At 67.3% G+C, this 16,777-nt stretch carries 13 protein-coding genes and 1 pseudogene; 2 read left to right on the top strand and 12 right to left on the bottom strand.

What is annotated here, in order from left to right:
- Positions 1-50: 50 nt before the first annotated feature.
- From LK535_RS13950 to LK535_RS13935, 4 genes are read right to left on the bottom strand one after another with little or no spacing between them, the layout of a single operon-like run.
- Entirely contained in the window at positions 51-2,042 is a 1,992-nt protein-coding gene (locus tag LK535_RS13950; RefSeq protein ID WP_227772540.1) for a DNA/RNA non-specific endonuclease, read from the bottom strand.
- Positions 2,039-5,128, bottom strand: coding sequence for an ATP-binding protein (locus LK535_RS13945; protein WP_227772539.1), 3,090 nt, complete (start codon positions 5,126-5,128; stop codon positions 2,039-2,041). The genes LK535_RS13950 and LK535_RS13945 overlap by 4 nt, the downstream gene beginning before the upstream one ends.
- Positions 5,125-6,933: a trypsin-like serine peptidase gene (locus LK535_RS13940; RefSeq protein WP_227772538.1), complete on the bottom strand. Its 1,809-nt coding sequence runs from the start codon at positions 6,931-6,933 to the stop codon at positions 5,125-5,127. Before LK535_RS13940 ends, LK535_RS13945 begins: the two co-directional genes overlap by 4 nt.
- A complete protein-coding gene (locus tag LK535_RS13935) occupies positions 6,934-8,283 on the bottom strand; it encodes a hypothetical protein (protein WP_227772537.1) in 1,350 nt (449 codons plus the stop codon). It abuts the gene before it with no gap.
- Positions 8,284-9,085: 802 nt separating this feature from the next.
- Here LK535_RS13935 and LK535_RS13930 point away from each other — a divergent pair.
- On the top strand, positions 9,086-9,925 hold the full coding sequence (locus tag LK535_RS13930; RefSeq protein WP_227772536.1) for a hypothetical protein: 840 nt from the start codon (positions 9,086-9,088) through the stop codon (positions 9,923-9,925).
- On the opposite strand, the gene LK535_RS13925 is transcribed toward LK535_RS13930, so the two are convergent.
- From LK535_RS13925 to LK535_RS13900, 6 genes are all read right to left on the bottom strand, one after another.
- A complete protein-coding gene (locus LK535_RS13925) occupies positions 9,879-10,397 on the bottom strand; it encodes a nucleoside 2-deoxyribosyltransferase (RefSeq protein ID WP_227772535.1) in 519 nt (172 codons plus the stop codon). The two genes, LK535_RS13930 and LK535_RS13925, sit on opposite strands and share 47 nt — an antisense overlap.
- Before the next feature lie 405 nt (positions 10,398-10,802).
- On the bottom strand, positions 10,803-11,543 hold the full coding sequence (gene arsH / locus LK535_RS13920) for an arsenical resistance protein ArsH (protein WP_227772534.1): 741 nt from the start codon (positions 11,541-11,543) through the stop codon (positions 10,803-10,805).
- The gene (locus LK535_RS13915) at positions 11,540-11,974 is read right to left on the bottom strand and encodes a GNAT family N-acetyltransferase (RefSeq protein ID WP_227772533.1); all 435 of its coding nucleotides are present in this window, start codon (positions 11,972-11,974) and stop codon (positions 11,540-11,542) included. Before LK535_RS13915 ends, arsH begins: the two co-directional genes overlap by 4 nt.
- Positions 11,971-13,032, bottom strand: coding sequence for an ACR3 family arsenite efflux transporter (arsB, locus tag LK535_RS13910; protein WP_227772532.1), 1,062 nt, complete (start codon positions 13,030-13,032; stop codon positions 11,971-11,973). The genes LK535_RS13915 and arsB overlap by 4 nt, the downstream gene beginning before the upstream one ends.
- Positions 13,029-13,460 carry an arsenate reductase (glutaredoxin) gene (arsC, locus tag LK535_RS13905; RefSeq protein WP_227772531.1) on the bottom strand — a complete coding sequence of 144 codons (432 nt, stop codon included), beginning with the start codon at positions 13,458-13,460 and terminating at the stop codon, positions 13,029-13,031. Before arsC ends, arsB begins: the two co-directional genes overlap by 4 nt.
- 8 nt (positions 13,461-13,468) lie before the next feature.
- Complete coding sequence (locus LK535_RS13900; protein WP_227772530.1) at positions 13,469-13,801, bottom strand: ArsR/SmtB family transcription factor; 333 nt, start codon at positions 13,799-13,801, stop codon at positions 13,469-13,471.
- Positions 13,802-13,821: 20 nt separating this feature from the next.
- Between LK535_RS13900 and LK535_RS13895 the strand changes: the two genes are divergently transcribed.
- Entirely contained in the window at positions 13,822-13,968 is a 147-nt protein-coding gene (locus LK535_RS13895; protein ID WP_227772529.1) for a hypothetical protein, read from the top strand.
- Positions 13,969-14,144: 176 nt separating this feature from the next.
- Here LK535_RS13895 and LK535_RS13890 read toward each other — a convergent pair whose 3' ends face one another.
- Both LK535_RS13890 and LK535_RS13885 read right to left on the bottom strand, forming a co-directional pair.
- Positions 14,145-15,470 carry a HEPN domain-containing protein gene (locus LK535_RS13890; protein ID WP_227772528.1) on the bottom strand — a complete coding sequence of 442 codons (1,326 nt, stop codon included), beginning with the start codon at positions 15,468-15,470 and terminating at the stop codon, positions 14,145-14,147.
- Between the two features lie 351 nt (positions 15,471-15,821).
- Positions 15,822-16,777: pseudogene (locus LK535_RS13885) on the bottom strand (hypothetical protein); the annotation flags it as partial.

The raw sequence follows: 16,777 nt of genomic DNA, 5'->3' as shown, positions 1-16,777 counted from the left end.
CAGCCGCCGGAGCGCCCGTCGGAGGAGGCACCGCACAAGCGCGGCCCGGACTAGAGCCGAAGGTCCGCAAGTTCCTCGATGGGCAGCACCACCGGCTCCCTTCGCGAGAGGGCCGCCTCGGCGACCGGCATCGCCCGAAGCGGGTCGGCGTCGACGTAGGCGGAAAAGTCATAGCCGGTCGCGTCCGCCAGATCGGAGACGGCGAGCTGGAACGTCCGGTAGGCGCCGAGCGCAAAGCCCTCCTGCGCCTCGCGCCGGCCGCGCTTCTCGAGGAGTGACCGGATGAGCTCTCCTTGGCTCAGCAGGTACGCCGTCGCATGGAGGCGCGACGGGTCATCGGCCAGCGTGACCACCAGCTTCCAGAACTCCCTCGGCACCACCGCGCCGTCGAGGACGGTATCCGCATCGGCGTCGTCCCGCGCGGCCAGAACGGGTCCGGTGAACACGCACGCCCGGAAGCCGTGCGTGCGGGCGCTGTCGAGGATGTAGTTTTCCAGGCCCTGCCAGAGCGCCTTGCCCTGGTTCAGGCGCGAGTGCTGGGCGATCGCGTTCACGTAGTGGAAGGTGTCCTCGTCGGCCATGGCGGCCTCGGCCTGTGCTCTGGCGTCTTCGACGGCGGCGGACCAGTTCGGGTCCTCGCGCCTGACCATGTGCCCGCGGTCGATCTCTAAATCGCGGAAGTTCCCCTCCCCGAGCTGGATTTCCCGCGGCAGCCGTCCGTCCGAGCACCAGACGTCCCGCCCACGCTTGATCCTGATCGACTGCTTCCCGTCGATGTTGACGGCGGTCACTAGCGCCAGCCTCTTTGTCGCCGAGTACTTTACGCCGAAGTGGGTGTAGGCGATCTCGTGGGGCTCGCTCGGGCCGGGAGGTTCCGGCTGGGCGAGATCCGCCGTCAGGTCCGTGCGCGGAATGGGCCATGGGGTCGCCAGCGGTCCCCTACCGAGATGCTCCTGATCGAAGCCTGTCCTGCCGGCGAAGTACTCGGCCGAATGGTGCCGGTCCGGCGCCTCGACGTCCGACCCGCGCATCATGAGGGAGTGGGTAGGCAGGGAGCCGCGCAGCAGATCGAGCACCACCCTCGCGGGAACCGCGCTGTTCGCCTTCCCGTACACCCCGGAGAAGTGCAGCCCGACCGCCCCGGCGTCAGGCCCCAACCTGATGAGCGGCCCTCCCGAACTTCCACCGAGGCTGGTGCAGTCGTGGGACAGCTCTTCGGCACCTTGCCCGGACTGCGTGATCCTGCCGGGCGAGAAGCGCTTCACCTCGTAGAGGTCGCGGAAGTAGCGGGACTGATCGGAATCGTCGTTCCTGGAGTCGTATGCGGGGTAGCCAATTAGCGCGACCAGCTCGCCGACCTGGATCGGCGACGTGTCGAGGTCAATCGGCCGGCGGTCGCCGACCCCCGCCGCGTCTATCGCGAGGAGAGCGACGTCGGCGTCGATCTCATCGGCGAGGTAGGTGACATCGGACACGGGCACCGTCGCGCTTTGATCGCCCGCAACGCTGCCGTGCTCCTCCTTGAAGTCCAGCCTCGCTCCGAGGCGGGCACCGGAGGGAGCCCGCATGAAGACGGCGACGCCATCGGCCCGGCGGCGAGCCACGATGCCAGCGACGTGCCGGTTCGTCACGACGATCGACCGTCCGCCGCGCCGGTCAACTAGCCAGCCGGTCCCGCCCCAGCTCTGCCCGCTGTTCACGAACTCCACGCGTCCGACGGAGCGAAGCCGGAACTCGGCGGCCTTGATCAGGACATCCGTGTCCGGCGGGAGGTCAACGAGCGGCTCGAGCACGACCGCGTCGTTGCTGACCAGGAGGGGCGGGCGGCCATAGCGCTGGACGATGGCCTCGAGCGCGGCCGCATGGGCTGGCAGCGCCTCGAGCGCTGCCTTGCCCCTAGCCATCGACTCGGCCGCTGCCGGCGAAAGCCCCTCCAGGAGCGGGCGCGGCGCGGTCCCGGCCGCCACCGCTTTCAGGTAAGCCTCAAGTATGGCGTCCGTTGCCCTCCTGCGGACCCTCTCAAGCCTCTCCTCGTTCGTCACGGCAGATCTCCAGCAATGAGGTTGTGCTGCAGGATCGCGAGCGCCGGCGCGACTGCGGATGGGACCCGGTGCGCGAGCAGACCGGCGAGGGCTCCCCTTGGCGTGTCCTCGTGGGTGGCATGCAGAAGCGCGCGCCACCAGCGGCGGCGGAGACGTCGGGCCTCCGACCGGCCGATCGTCAGAACGTCGTCCGGAGATCCTGCCGGGCGGCCGCTCCAGACGGCCAACTCGATGAGCGCCTCCTGCAGCGGCTCGGGGCTGGCGCGGAGCGCATCCAGCCGGCCGGCTAGCTCGGCGTCGGGGCGCTCGGTGCCGCCGCGCGGGCCCGCCGGGTAGGCCCAGTCGCCGGCGGCGGAGCGCCGCCAGCGCTCGGCCGCGCGGGCGATCAGGGCGAGGTCGTCGTCGCGCACGTCCTGCGCCGCCACGCCCGCCCATTCAGCGAGGAGCCCCATCTCGGACAGCGCGGAGATCGGGTTGGAGACGGAGGAGGCAGGCCGGGCGGCCACGACGCCTAACGCTAGGCTCCGCGACCCCAGCACACCGGAGACGACCGCGCCGGCGTGCAGCGCGATGGCGGCTCGGCTCGGATCCAGCGCGAGCGCGGCGATCGGCGTCGCGTATGGCGTGAGCGCCGCTAGCGCCCGTGCGTCCGACACCTTGCCACCCAGCCATCGGGAGACTCGCTGGCGACCGAGTTCGAGCGCCGCAGCCCGCTCGGCGCTAGCTCCCTGCAGCGCCTCGGGCGCAATGGCGGCCGCTAGGTCGAAATCGCCCTCGCGCGCGGCGACGAACGGGACGAGCGGGCGGTCGCGCCGAACGAAGGCGAGCGCGCCGTGCCGGGCCATGTTGTCGTTCGCCCGGATCGCCTCCCGTCCGAGTTCGTCCGCCCGCTCCGGAAGGAGGTTCGGCATTCGCCTCGCGGCCGCTGGATCCAGTTCGGCCCGCATCTCAAGCCTGGCCAGCGCCGCCTCCGCGGAAAGGTCGACGATGTCGCCGTCGCCCGGCTCGACCCGATCGCGCTCGATCAGCGACAGCCGCGCCTCAGCCCATCGACCGGCCCGCCACATGGCGGCCCGGAGGAGGTCGGATGCGGGGGACGCCGCCGCGAGGATCCGGGCCTGCGCGACGCGGTCGAGGACGTAGCCAGCCTCGCGCCAGTCACCGCGCTGCAGGATGGCCCTGAGCTCCTGGATCAGGTCCTCCTCATCGAGATCCCCTCCGCCCACCCGCAGCGAGTCGCCGCGATCACCAGTCGCTTCGAGCACGAGTCGGCGCGCCTCCTCTGGAAGCTCGCGCCTCGCCTCTGCGTCCAGACGACCGAGTACTCGGGCCGGTAGCAGAGGCAGGCCTGGCCGGGCGCGCATGAGCTGCAGGCGGTGATACGCCCCCTCTACGTCTGCCCATCCCTCCGATCGCCTCGCGTACCATCGCACCGCCGCCTCATCGATGGCGGCGGCCTGCCTGGGCGCGCTCGCGTAGATGTGCGGGAGAAGCAGCGCTCGGACGTCTGGTCGATGGCGCAGTACCCCGTCCGGCCCGGCGGTCATCAGCCAATGGTGAGTGGCGAGTTCGGAGAAGGCGCGGTCTGCCTCGGCCGTGGACAGCCGGATGCGCAGCGCCGGCCCGACGACCTCCCGAAGGACCTCGGCGTCCACACGTCTCAGCACCAGCCCGGGATGAGCGAGCCGGCGGAGCAGCGGATCGGCAATCCTCGAAAGGAGAAAGCGGTATAGGAAGCCTTCGTCGACGGCGCGCCGCCGGCGGGGCAGCAGCGGCAGGTCTCCCCTGCGGGCGACCTCCGCCGCGAGCCGCAGCTTCAGCGGGCTCCCAGCCGCGAGTGCGACGAGTTCTTCGCGGAGGTGCTCGGCGACGTCCAGGTCCGCGAGCACCTCACGGGCCTCACCCGGGTTCAGTCCCGCGAGGTCGACGGGCTGGCCGTAGCGCTCACTGCAGCTGTCCAGCGCGTCGCCCCGGCCCGCCGCGAGGACAGCCATGCCCCCGAAGGCCGCGGCGTAGCCGTCCAGCAGGTAGAACAGGGTGGGCGGTTGAGCCTCGCCGCGGCCACGCAGCACCTCCAGGGTGTCGAGGAGGACGAGCACCTTCCGGCCAGCCCGTCCAACGTCCTCTGCCATGCGGTCCACCAGCGGCTGCGGCCCAGTCGGCGACTGCGCGATCTCCGAGGAGCTCTCAAGCACGTCGGGCGCCGCCCCGACGAACTCCGTGGCGCTCATCCGCATCTCCAGTAGACCGCCGCCCGCCCGGCCCAGCTGCTGGCCGACCTGGCGCGCCGCCTCTAGCGTGAAGCCGACCGGGTCGGACGGATCAAGTCCCGCGCGGTCGAAGTCGAATCTGAGCAAGATCCAATCTCCTCCGGCCGCCAGGTCGAGCGCGACCCGGTCCAGCAATGCGGACTTGCCGATCCCGGGCGGACCGGTGACGAAGGCGCAGCGAACGGTGCCAGGGAAGGTGGAGCGGGCGAACGCGACGAGGTCGCCCACTTCGCGCCTGCGGCCCCTGAAGGGGGTTGCGGCGAACGCTGCCCGCCGAGCCCGCTCGTCCCATGCGGCTATGGCGCTGCGGACCGCATGGCCGAGATCGGCGGGCAGGGGCGCTAGTCCGCCGGCGCGGTCGATCGCGACGGCGATGCGGGCGAGTTCCTCCCGCGACGAGGGCTTCGCGATTACGCGCTCGATGGACGCCAGGTCCATGGGCTCGCGGCCAAGCAGTACGGCGACGAGGTCCCCCGTCTCCCGGTCGCCTCCGTCGACAGCGTGCGCGCGGACCGCGTCCAGAAGATCGGCCCGTGGATCTGCGTCGATCTCGCGGAGTACCCGGGCCCGCTCGGAGGTTCGGATCAGCCACTCCCCGGGCCGGTCGGGCGGGCTGGTGTCGCACGACTCGGCCAACGCGGTCGCGAGTAGGGACATCGCGACCGGGTCCGTCGCGGGCGAGGGGCTGCCGGTCCCCGCGGCGGCCGAGTCCGTCGCGACCCGAAGCGCGTCCGCGGGATGGAACGGCCCCGAGAGCGCCGCGAACCTCAGCGCGGCCGACAGCGGCGCCTGCGGAACGGAGAACCCCGCGCTCATGCGGCCGCCGTGGCGGCCGGCCCGGCCCGGGTCGCGGCCTCCTCGGCGAGCCTTGCCGCCAGGATCTCCAGCTTGGGCCGCAGCCGCTCGCCGACATCACGTCCCAAGGCCGGCGCGAACGTGCCGTCGCGGCCGACCGGCAGATCCTCAAGTGCTTGGTCCGCCCAATCGCTGACGCGCTGGGGATGCGCATCCTCCCCAAGAGCCGCGCACGCCGTCGCGATCAGCCGCTCCACCTCCTGCCGGGTGAAGCCGCGCAGGAACTCCACCATGAGCCCGGGCGGCCCTGCGCCCTGCGCATCCCCCAGGACCTGGAGCTGCGCCCCGGCGAACTGCATGGGCTCGTAGCCCGCGAGCACCACCCGGATAGCGTCGAGCTTCAGCACCGCCTCGGCGAACGCGGCCACCGCCCAGCGCGCGGCATCGCCGAAGACCACGTTCGGGTGCTCCAGGAATACGAACAGCCGGACGCCACGCCGCCGCGCCTCCTCGTCGATGGCCTCCGCAAGAAGTCGCGCCCGGACGGCGACCACCGCCTCCGGCTGCGTCTGGCCTTCGGACGTGCCGGGAGGCGCCTCGGGGTTCGGAACCGGGAAGCCCGCCTCCGTCACCCTGCGGGCGACCTCCTGAACGTGGTCGGAGACCAGCGCGTCGAAGGACACCAGCACGATGCGCACGTCGGGGGTGCGCGACACCAGGTACCCGAGCACGCGGAAGGAGAAGCCCAGCCCCTCGAGACTGCGCCAGTTGGTCCGCTTGATCCAGATTCCCCGAGCCCGGGAGGCGGGATCGGTGCTCGCGCGGAAGGCATCGACGAGGATGGAGCGCCCGATCACGAGCGGCGCGTCGGGCGTCCCGCCCAACGACCAGAGCGGAGCGACGTCCCCGGTCTCGATCCGCCGGACCAGTGTCGGCGGGAACCGCGCGGTGGGGACCATGCGCCCCAGGCTCGGGTCCGCCGCGCGGCCCTGATGAATGCCGGCGAGCAGGAAGCTCGTGTCGAAACAGCCCCCTCCGGAGCTGCCCGCCGCGCCTGCGGCGTCATGCGCCCAGCGGGCGGTGAGGCCCCTGATCTTCTGCGTCCGACCGAAGCTGATCCCACGGTACTCGCCTTCCGGGTACTGCAGGATCGTGAGCCACTGGCGTCCCGGCCAAGGCCTGTCGGACGCGCCGAGACGGGCGAAGCCGAACGTGGCGCCGGCCGGCTCCCGCAGGCGGAGCAGGGCGACGTCCGAGTAGTCGGTGAACTCTTCGTCCGTCCCGGGGATGGCATTGCGCCATTCGGGCAGCGTGCAGGACGACTGCTCGGTCGCCGGGTACTCCGCCGCCACCACCCTCCCATCCGCGAGCCGAACCTGGATCAGCGGCGCCGGCTCCTGGTCCGCCCCGGGGGGGCCGACCGCGATAACGTGCCACGCAGTCAGCACCAGCGCAGGGGCGACCAGGACGCCCGATCCGGAGGGTTCCCCATTCTTGAGAATCAGGCACCGGATCGCGCGGCTGCGGACCAGGAACCGCCCGAGGGCCTCCTCGTCGAAGTAGCCGGGATCCGGTGTCGGCAGCAGATCCCCAGTACGAACGCCCTGAGTCTCGAGCGCGGTGCGGAAGCTCTCCACGAGCTGGAAGCGCAGCAAGGTCGAGGCCAGGAGATCGTCGGCGTCCTGACCGAGGAGATCAGCCGCGGCGCGCAGCCCGTCCGCGCTCGGCAGCGTGTCGGAGATGCCCACCCGCACGGTCGACCAGGCAGTCCAGGCCGCGACGCCCGCGTCCCTGATCAACTCTGCCAGTTCCGGCTGGTGGGGCATCTACGGCGATCCGAAGGAGATCAGGCCGTCGGCCGCCAGGGCCTTGAGCATTACAGCGGCGCCGCACTGCCGGGAGACCGCGTTGGGGTCGTACTTCCCGTCGCGGACGAACTTGCCCTTCTCGTAATGGTTCGAGAAGCTCCAGAGATAGGGCGAGTTGATCCCCCGGGCGTAGTAGCCGTAACCGTTGAAACCCTCGAACCTGTGAAGCGAGCGGGCGACACTCCAGTCCTTCTGATGCGCGTGCCTGTCCATCGTGATCGCGTCGACCGCGCTGGACTCCCAATCGCTGGGCGGCAGCCACACCTTCGGCCGCCCGGCGGGGACCTGGACGGTCTGGGCGGTGAGCGGGTCGCCGTTGTGGAGGTGCGAGGAGAAGCTGAAGGATCCCTCCAGCCCGTGGACGATGCCGATGAACCACCAAGGAGCCTCGACCGCCGCTGCGACCGCCTCGTAACGCGCGCGGCCGGCGAGCAGCTTGGCCCTGTACCATGCCACCTCGGACCGCTTCTCTGTCCTGACCCGGCAGCCGGCCCAGAGGGCCTCGTAGTTGGCGCGCAGCGCCGCAAACGAGGTCGCCGCGCCCTCGGTGGAGTCAAGGGGTGCGGATGAAGGAGACGGATCGCGTATCAGGGGAACTAGCGCGTCGAGTTCGTCGCGAACGTCGGCGAGGAACCTGATCGGATCGTCGGTGCCGCCCTCCGATAGCGCCTCGAGGGACTCCCTTATCGTGGCGATCGCATCGTCGGGAGCGCTGCGGGCGACCCCGGACGCGCCCTCCGGCCGCTCCTCATGCCGCGGTAGCGCCCAATCGCGGTTGTCGTCATAGAGGTGCTTCTCCGACCGGACTGAGAGGTGGCAGTGATGGTCGTGCGGGCTCGGGCCAGAATAGGTCCGCCACGCCCAGGCGGGCCAGGCGCCAATCGGAGCGTGGTTGGCGATCCTCCTGTTCCAGATCAGGTACTTGATCCGCGGGTCGCGGCTCGCCCTGAGCGCCTCGACCAGCTTGCCCGCGTCGCACGTCGCGGGGTCGTGCGTGACGTCAACCGCCGTGACGACGCCGAGACCGTCATCCACGATCCAGGGATTGTGGTCGGACGCGCGGCTCTGGTGGGCCTTGTCGCCGATCGTGCCGTCGGACTTGCGGCGGCGGTCGGGATAGGCGGCGTCGAGCTGCCCCAACAGCCTGAGAATCGACTTGGCGACGCGCGTCTGGCGCTGCGGCCCCTCCGCGGTCAACGCCTCCGCCGTGTCATCGGGCGGAGGGTCGAGCGGATCGACGTGCCAGTGCTGGTTCGAGATGTCCGGAAACTCCCCGCCAGCTCCTTGCGCGTCCTGCTCCGTCCCCAATGCTCCCACTCCCTCTAGTGGTGCACGCATTACCGGCGGCCTCCCGAGTCGTGGGTCAGCCGTCCACACTGGAGGAGACACCGTGACCGCCCCGGAGTCAAGGCGGACGGGCCTCGCGTGACATTGCGGCGAGCACATGCTCGGTTCCGCCTCGTTCCAAGAGACTCGTCGGCATCCGATCAATCGCCCGCGTGCTCCGGCAGGCAATTCCGCCGGCGCAAGGCGCTGGACCCGTTTAACGCGGCCTGGGACGCGTCATGGGATCGCTGGACCGGAAACGGACGGTACGGACCGTCGCGGGACTTCCTGGTCGTTCGTGAGCGGGACGCGGCTGCGATCGCCATGTTCACCCTTCTTGGCAGACCGCTCTCCACCGGCGTGCGCGGCGGTCTACGCGACCAGCAGGCGGATACCAAGATCGATATCGCCCGCCTGCGTGAATGAAGTTGGCGGGGACGGAAGATCAGGATCGGCTATCGCGGCGAGCATGGGGCCGTCTCCGAGCGGATCGTCTGGCCCTTCCTGGTCGGCTATGTCGCCACGGTCCGGACTGTGATGGCGTGGTGCGACTTGCGCATCTTCCGCACCGACCGGCTGACCGCGCTCGACTTTAATCGACGCGAGGTATCCCGAACACTCGAATGTGCTGCGTCGGCGCTGGCTGGTCGCGATGACCGAAGCGCGCGGGCGCCAAGCCAGCATAGAGTGGAGAGGCGGAGTGAAGACTGATGGCTAGACGAGCCACTATCCAACGTTAATCAGCACCAAGGGTTCGCTGCCGGCCAGCGAACCGTATCTATCGATGATGGCCGACATGGACGTGGTTGTAAGGCTGTCGGCAGCCGGAATACCCGAGCCGCTGCGAAAGGTCGTTGAACCCCGCACCGCTGGATTTCCGGTGACGATCGAGACGATCACGCGTTTGAGCGCCCGCGGCGTTGCCTGCGGCCTCCGTATCCAACCGATCTTTCCCGGTTACGAGGAGGAAGCGCTTGGCATGGCAAGCGCGGCAGCAGTGGCCGGGGTGAAACAACTGTCCTTCGAATACCTGAAAGTGCCCGGTGAGTCGGTTAATACCGGGATCGCGGCGGCCAGCCGGGCGCTCGGATACGACATCGTCAAGCGCATGCACGAGCAGGGCGTGGTCCGGCTCGGCCCTGACTGGACTTTGTCCCGAGACGCCAAACGCCCTTTTGTGCGACGCGCGCGTCGCCACAGTCATGCTCTCGGGGTCAAGTTCGGCGCCGGCGACACAGAATTCATTCCCTGGAGTGACGGCAACGGCTGTTGCGGCGCATCCGAACTCACGCAGCCCGACGCCAGTCACTTCACCGCCAATTTCGTGGGCGCCATTAGGGCATCGCTTGCTCGCCCGGACAAAGCTGTGCGGTTCGAAACCCTGCTGGATCTCTGGTCGCCCGCCCATTCGGTCGGGAACTACATGGACTGGCGGCGGCGCCTCACGCCCGAGCAGCGCAATGGTCGCAGCGACTGGCTCGCGTTCATGGCCCGACGCTGGAACGGCGGCAAAAGCCCTTATTCCCCGGCATTTTTCGATGGGGTCGATGCGACCGACGATATCGATGAGGCCGGCTTCAGGGTCTATGACTCGTCCCGGCTCGCCCGCGAGCTGTCGCGCTGACCTTCCGCCGTCCGAGTCGGGTCTCGGTCTGCAGCATATTTACTGCAGCGGCGCAGCCATCCTCAAGCGAATGAGTAACAACGGAAGCGATCGCGTTGAGCATGGCGTGATCATGGACGTTGCCGTCGCGCTCGCGCACGATGACGATCGGTACCCGAAATGCATTCGCCCAGAACAGCTCGCCGATCGCGCCGATCGAAGCGTGGTCGGCTGCCAGCAGGTTGGCCAGTACCATATCGGACGACTGGATAAGATGCTTGTTGCGGTCGACAACCAGCATTCCGTGTCGCAATCGCTCGAACGCCGCTGCGACGGTTTCCGGCTGCGCATGTGCCAGTGTGGCATCATAGCGAGCGAGCGCAGGGTCGAAAACCTCGATGCCGGACGGCAGGAGCTCGAGTGCCTGCCTGCGCCAATCGACGATCGACGCGTCCGGCGATCCGCTGATGGGTCCGGAAAGATAGACCTTCATCCCGGTCCGTTAGCACGGATGCCAGCCCGCGCCAATTAAGGCGCATTTCAGCTGCCGGTTGCGGAGATATGCGCGCGTCATAAGATAATCCGCTTACGGCCAATTGGAGTTGGTGGGCGCTCAACCCTAGATGTGTCCACTTTTGAGCTCGGGCGGCCAGAAGCTGTCAATCCGCTCACGGCCCATGAGCCGCAGGGCTGGTTTGAGCAAGAACTGCCGTTCAGCAAAGCGCCCCATATCAGTCATAGCGGATCGCCTGACGATCGCCTGAAAGCGGACATGCTAGCCGATCGACCGCGGTGGCCGAATATGTGGACTCAGCTGCCATTCGGGCGGGTAAGGCGGAATGGCTGTTTTCAGGATAAGCGGGCATTTAACGTCTGAGTGGCGAACAACTCGGGTCCATCAGCCGACAGCTCGGGAGGCAAGATCGGCCGCGGCGTCACGCTTCGCCTGTGCGGCCTTCCGTTCGGAATAGCGATCAACGAGCTGTGCGGCGTGGCTGCGAGTCACGATCGTGAACCGGACCAGCTCCTCCATCACGTCGACGATCCGGTCATAGTAGCTCGATGGTCGCATGCGGCCTGCTTCGTCAAACTCCTTGAACGCCATCGCCACGCTCGATTGGTTGGGAATGGTAATCATGCGCATCCAGCGGCCGAGCAATCGCAGTGTGTTGACCGCGTTGAACGACTGCGAGCCGCCCGACACTTGCATGACCGCAAGCGTGCGACCCTGGGTGGGTCGCATGCCGCCGAATTCCAGCGGCAGGTGGTCGATCTGCGTCTTCATGATGCCGGTGATCTGGCCATGTCGCTCGGGGCTGCACCAGACCATCCCTTCAGACCACAGCGCATGCTGGCGCAACTCATGGACGGCGGGATGATCGTCGCCCTTCACCTGATCGGGGAGCGGCAGGTCGCTAGGATCGAATATCCGCACCTCCGCGCCGAATAGGATCAGCAGTCGAGCGGCTTCCTCGGCCGCGAACCGGCTGAACGAGCGTTCGCGCAGCGACCCGTAAAGCAGCAGTATGCGCGGCGGCGGCTGATCGTCGCCGAGGCCCGCACCCGGCCGGGTGATCACAATGCCCCTATCAAGCGCGGGGAGATGATCGGGATCGGTCAGCGCGCGGAGACGGGTCATCCAAGGTCCTTGACGAGATAGGTCGCGCGTGGACCGCACAGCGATGTGAACTGCGCGGTCGCGGTGATGAACGCCGGCGCGGCGTCGCGATCGGCGTCGACATAACCAAGCCCTCGGAAGAACTCGGCGCTACCATTGGTGAGGAGGTGCAGCCGCTCGACCGCACCATCGGTGACGCCTTCAAGGCGCTCGACCAGCATGCGGCCATATCCTTTGCCGCGCCGGCTTGGCAGCACGACCAACGAGCGGAGCAGCCGGTCAGCGCCGTTGCCTTCCAGACCGATGAACCCGATCAGCCCCTCATCGTCGAACAGGCTGAAGAACATCTGGTCGGGACCGCCGAGATCGTCGGTTGGGAGCTGCGCGGCGCCGAGCGCGAGCCGCAAGACATCATCGGAATGCCGAGCCTCCGCGAAATAGATCTGGGTCATGCCGTCGCTCTCGCTTCGTACCAGGGCCGCGTCCGCTTCACGATCGCGACGACTGACAGCATCACCGGCACCTCGACCAGCACGCCGACGACCGTCGCCAGCGCCGCGCCCGAGTTGAGCCCGAACAGGCTAATCGCGGCGGCGACCGCTAGCTCGAAGAAGTTGGAGGCACCGATCAGCGCGGCGGGCGCCGCCACGCACCACGCCACCCCGATCCGGCGGCTCAGCCAGTAGGCGAGCCCTGCGTTGAAATAGACCTGGATGAGGATCGGCACCGCAATCAATGCGATGACCAGCGGATGGGCGATGATCGCCTCGCCCTGGAAGCCGAACAGCAGCACGAGGGTGGTGAGCAGCGCCAGCAGCGAGACGGGCCCGAGCCGGGCTAGTAGCCGATCCAGCGCGGCCTGGCCGCCCGAGGCAATCGCCGCGCTGCGGACGATCTGCGCGACTATCACCGGCACCGCGATGTAGAGTATCACCGAGATCAGCAGCGTATCCCACGGCACGGTGATCGAGGCGACGCCAAGTAGCAGGCCGACCAGCGGTGCGAACGCGAACACCATGATCACGTCGTTCAACGCGACCTGGCTCAGCGTGTAGGTTGGCTCGCCCTCGCAGAGGTTGGACCAGACGAACACCATCGCCGTGCACGGGGCGGCAGCCAGCAGGATCAGGCCGGCGATATAGGAGCTGACGTCGCTTGCTGGCAGCAGAGGCCGAAACAGCCAACCCAAGAACAGCGTACCGAGCAGCGCCATCGAAAAGGGCTTCACCGCCCAGTTGATGAACAGGGTGACCCCAACGCCCTTCCAGTGCTGGCGGATCGAGCCGAGCGCGCGAAGGTCGATCTTGAGCAGCATCGGGATGATCATCAGCCAGATGAGCACCGCGACCACGAGGTTGACCCGCGCCACCTCAGCTGTGGCGATCGCGCCGAACAGACCCGGCAGCGCGTAGCCGAGCGCGATCCCGACCACGATGCACAGCGCTACCCAGAGGCTGAGATAGCGCTCGAATGTGCTGATCGCCGGCTTGGCCGGAGTGGCGATGGTCACCCGCCGATCCTGTTGCCTGCGTCGTCGATGACCTTCTCGCCATCTTCCTTGGTGAAAGCACCGCGCTGCCGAGCCGGCAGCAGGTCTAGCACCTCTTCCGAGGGACGGCACAGCTTCACACCAAGCGGCGAGACGACGATCGGCCGGTTGATGAGGATCGGATGCTCGATCATTGCGTCGATGAGCTGGCCATCGCTCAGCGTCGCGTCGCCCAGGCCAAGCTCGGCATAGGGCGTGCCCTTATCGCGCAGCAGCGCGCGGGGCGTGATGCCCATGAGCGCGATCAGCGAAACGAGACGCGAGCGGTTGGGCGGCGTCTTCAGATACTCGATCACGTGCGGCTCGATGCCAGCGTTCTGGATCATCGCCAGCGTGTTGCGCGACGTACCGCACTCGGGGTTGTGATAGATTATGATATCAACCGTCATGGCGGCCCTCAGCAGCAGGGGTTAAGCTCGGCGATTAGCGGCGCACAAACCTCCGCCTTCCCGCCGCAACAGTCTTTCACGAGGAACACGGTCAGCGCCTTCAACTGGTCGAGATCGGCGCGATAGTTGATGATGCGGCTGCGCCGCTCGGATCGGACCAGACCGGCGCGCGCCAGCGTCGCGAGATGCACCGACATTGTGTTCTGCGGCACGTCGAGCGCCTTGGCGACTTCGCCGGCGGCCAGGCCCTCAGGCTCGTGACGGACCAGCAGGCGGAATGCATCGAGGCGCGTGCCCTGCGCGAGCGCGCCAAGAGCGGTTATGGCTGAATCGTTGCCCATACATCCATAATAATAGATATATGGATTTAATCAAAGAGCGTCTGACTTTTCCAGAAGCCCGCCTTTGCCGCCTCGTCACGGAAGACCGGATCTGGTCGGAAGCGGTCGTGCCTGGCGTGCTGACCGACGGCGGCAGCAGTGCGCCCAACCTCGGCCGTTCAGCCTGACCCTGTCCGATCCTGAAACCTGCCGTTCGCTAGCCGGGCTGTGAGCGCCCGACTTTGGGACAAATCCGTCGTTCTCCTACGCTGCGGCGTATGACGGCTTCCAGCAGTAGCTGACTTACGAGGGTTTCCACTATCCGCTGCCGAGCGAGCAAAGCCGCTTGGTAGCGGTGGCTTATTTACTCCCGTAAGGCATATTCCGCGAAACGGCAGTTCAGCATCTTTTGCCCGACGCCGCGCGTGTCTGCGCCCACCTCGCTAAGCAGCGCCATGTGCGAGATCGCTTTCACAGTTTCGGTGGCATCCCACAGGTCCGTGCCGGAAAGCACTTGCTCGTCGCGGTCGGTTCGATGGGCATAGTGGTTGCGGGTCGCGGCGACGCGTCCAATGAACCCCTTACGCTTCTCTGAAGGGCGCAGCGTCATGATCTCCGTCTCGAATCGATCCCAGTAATGTCGCAACCGCTGCCTCAGTCCGGGCTCATGGGCGTGGGCCAGCACACCTCTTACCCGATCGACAACGTCACTTGGAATTCCACGTTCTCGCAGGGTTTCGACAATCGGAATGCTATCGATCGCTTGGGCAGCGGTCGGTGCGATGCGTCGGTGCAGGGCCTCTAGCGACTGGACGAAGATTTGAAACCTGAGCTCGGTCGGAAGTCGCCGCTGCTCAAGGCCGCTCAAGTGTAGGCGGATCGCGTCGCCGAGTTCGTCGTATCGAGACAGCCAGCAATCGATAACTGCTGCCAATATTTCGGGCGTAATCTTTGGCAGGACAGGTTCGGTCGGTTTCTCAGCCCTGTCGGTCATAAGAAGCCCGTGAATCGGGACCTCGTGCGGGTTGCTCTCGCCCGGCATCTTTATGGAGGCGCTAGTGATAGGAAGCACGCGCCCCATCACTAAGGAAAGTATCTGCCGGACCCGATGCATAGTGCGGACCGCAACCTCGATGCTGACGTCTTCGGGGAAAACCAGGTCGATCGGATATGTGAGACTAAGTGTCGGCCCATTAATTGGATCGCCGCCCGATCTAATGTGCTGGCCAAGTCGCAGGGTCAGTTGGGCCGAGGGGCATTCGAGGGCTACCGCCGGCGGGGATGCGACAGTGTAAGTCACAATTAATCCGCCGGTCTCCGGCATGATCATCTGCTGAATGACGCCGTTGACGTGAATAATCTTGGCGACGTCGTCGACGATCATGCTCCACGTCGTCGACCTGATCTCGTCCTCGGTTTGGAAGTGGGCGCTTTCGAAGGCGAGCCTTACGCTATAAGTCGATAGCCCACCAACACCCAGCCTCATGTTGTGGTTCAGCCGAAACAGGTTGGTAAGCGTGAAGTAGCCGGTGTTGCTTCTGAACCGAATGATCTCAAGCCGCTCGGGCATCTTGTGAGCCTGATCTGTGCTTGCGATGTCGAGGGAAACGCCCCCTGGTTCGAGGGTGAGCGTAGCGCCAAGTTCCAATTTGCCAAGTTCGACGTGGCCGCGATGGACTGTGTTGGACATAAAATTGAGTTTATGCCGGGAGCGCTGCCACGCAAGGCCAAGGAGCCAAATTGATGTACAATGGGCCGGGCGATGCGGACAGATGCTGAACGTGCGAATAACCGGTTCCGGCACAAGGCGACGTTGCCGCAGCCGGATCGGAACGGCGAGATTTGGTAGCTAGCTGCCGGCCACCGGTAGAAACTCGAACGGCGGCTACGCGCGTTCGTGCGGCTGGGAGCTGCCAGTCTGCAACCGGCCCAGTTGCCGCCCTCCAATCTCCCCACCAAAGCCGCTTCCTCGACCGGCACGCCCCGCGCCGCCTGGCGGACGCCGCCCGCAGCCGCTTCTGCGACGCTCGCCAAGCCCCGCTCACCGCCCCGAAGCGGCCTTGAAGGCGGCCCAAGTCTCCTCATTCGCTGACGCCTCCCACACCGCCTGCGACTCCGCGATCCGCCGCTGCGCCTCGGCGCGCGCGTGCTGGCGTTCGCGCGCCGTATCCCCCTGCTGGTTCATGGTGGAATAGGGAAGGAACTCGCGCAGATCGATCGGCGGGCGGGGTGGCTCGCCGGCGGCTTCCCAGATCTCGCGGCGCATGTCGTCCAGGATGCGGGTGAGCGGGCCGCAGTTGATCTGGCGGGTGTACATGCCCTCTTCGCCGCTCTGCATGGTATGCATGTCGATGATGTCCATGCGGTGGCCGCAGCCTTCGAGGATCAGCTCGAAGAAGTTGAGCTGGCGCAGGTAGAAATCTGCGGCGGCCCAATCGCCGGCGAGGCGCTCGCGGCGCTCGGACTGCACCTTGATCTGATAGGTGCGCATGAGGTGGACGAGAAATTCCTCGTTGCTCTGCTTGGCGGCCTCCGCCTCGGCGAAGGCGCGGCGGGCGGCGGTTTCCTCGCGCTCGCGGCAGACGGGGCATTGCTGCGCCGCCTCGCGGGCGATCGTCTCGGGATGCCGGGTGCCGGGGGCGAGCGCGGGGGTGTTGTAGCGATCGGGTTGGTGGTGCTTCAGCATGAACATCAGCAAGCGATCATTGTACCAGCGGCGCTCGCCGACCTGCTCGCCCTTGTGAAAGACGGGGATGGGGACGCCCTCCACCGCGCGCTCCATGGCGATATCGGTGAGGCGCTGGACGCCGCTGGCGAGCGCGGCCTCCCACGCGGCGCGGAAGCTGTCGGCGCCGGGCTGCAGGCGCATCTGGTACGCGCCCTCCGTGGTCTTGCCGATGCGGCGGGCGGCGGCCTTTACCGATCCGGTTTCGGCGAGCGCGCGGATGAAGCCGCGCTGCCGCTCCGCCGTCCAGCCATCGTGGCGGTAGCGGCGGA

This window comes from Sphingomonas sp. IC4-52 (assembly GCF_020707225.1).
In the GTDB taxonomy this organism is placed as follows: Bacteria; Pseudomonadota; Alphaproteobacteria; order Sphingomonadales; family Sphingomonadaceae; genus Sphingomonas.
This window is presented reverse-complemented; position numbering and strand designations above follow the sequence as displayed.

Coding starts and splice junctions, on each gene's coding strand:
- LK535_RS13945 (WP_227772539.1), bottom strand. CDS start 5,128: ATGAGCGCGGGGTTCTCCGTTCCGCAGGCGCCGCTGTCGGCCGCGCTG.
- LK535_RS13940 (WP_227772538.1), bottom strand. CDS start 6,933: ATGCCCCACCAGCCGGAACTGGCAGAGTTGATCAGGGACGCGGGCGTC.
- LK535_RS13930 (WP_227772536.1), top strand. CDS start 9,086: ATGATGGCCGACATGGACGTGGTTGTAAGGCTGTCGGCAGCCGGAATA.
- LK535_RS13925 (WP_227772535.1), bottom strand. CDS start 10,397: ATGAAGGTCTATCTTTCCGGACCCATCAGCGGATCGCCGGACGCGTCG.
- arsH (WP_227772534.1), bottom strand. CDS start 11,543: ATGACCCGTCTCCGCGCGCTGACCGATCCCGATCATCTCCCCGCGCTT.
- LK535_RS13915 (WP_227772533.1), bottom strand. CDS start 11,974: ATGACCCAGATCTATTTCGCGGAGGCTCGGCATTCCGATGATGTCTTG.
- arsC (WP_227772531.1), bottom strand. CDS start 13,460: ATGACGGTTGATATCATAATCTATCACAACCCCGAGTGCGGTACGTCG.
- LK535_RS13900 (WP_227772530.1), bottom strand. CDS start 13,801: ATGGGCAACGATTCAGCCATAACCGCTCTTGGCGCGCTCGCGCAGGGC.
- LK535_RS13895 (WP_227772529.1), top strand. CDS start 13,822: ATGGATTTAATCAAAGAGCGTCTGACTTTTCCAGAAGCCCGCCTTTGC.
- LK535_RS13890 (WP_227772528.1), bottom strand. CDS start 15,470: ATGTCCAACACAGTCCATCGCGGCCACGTCGAACTTGGCAAATTGGAA.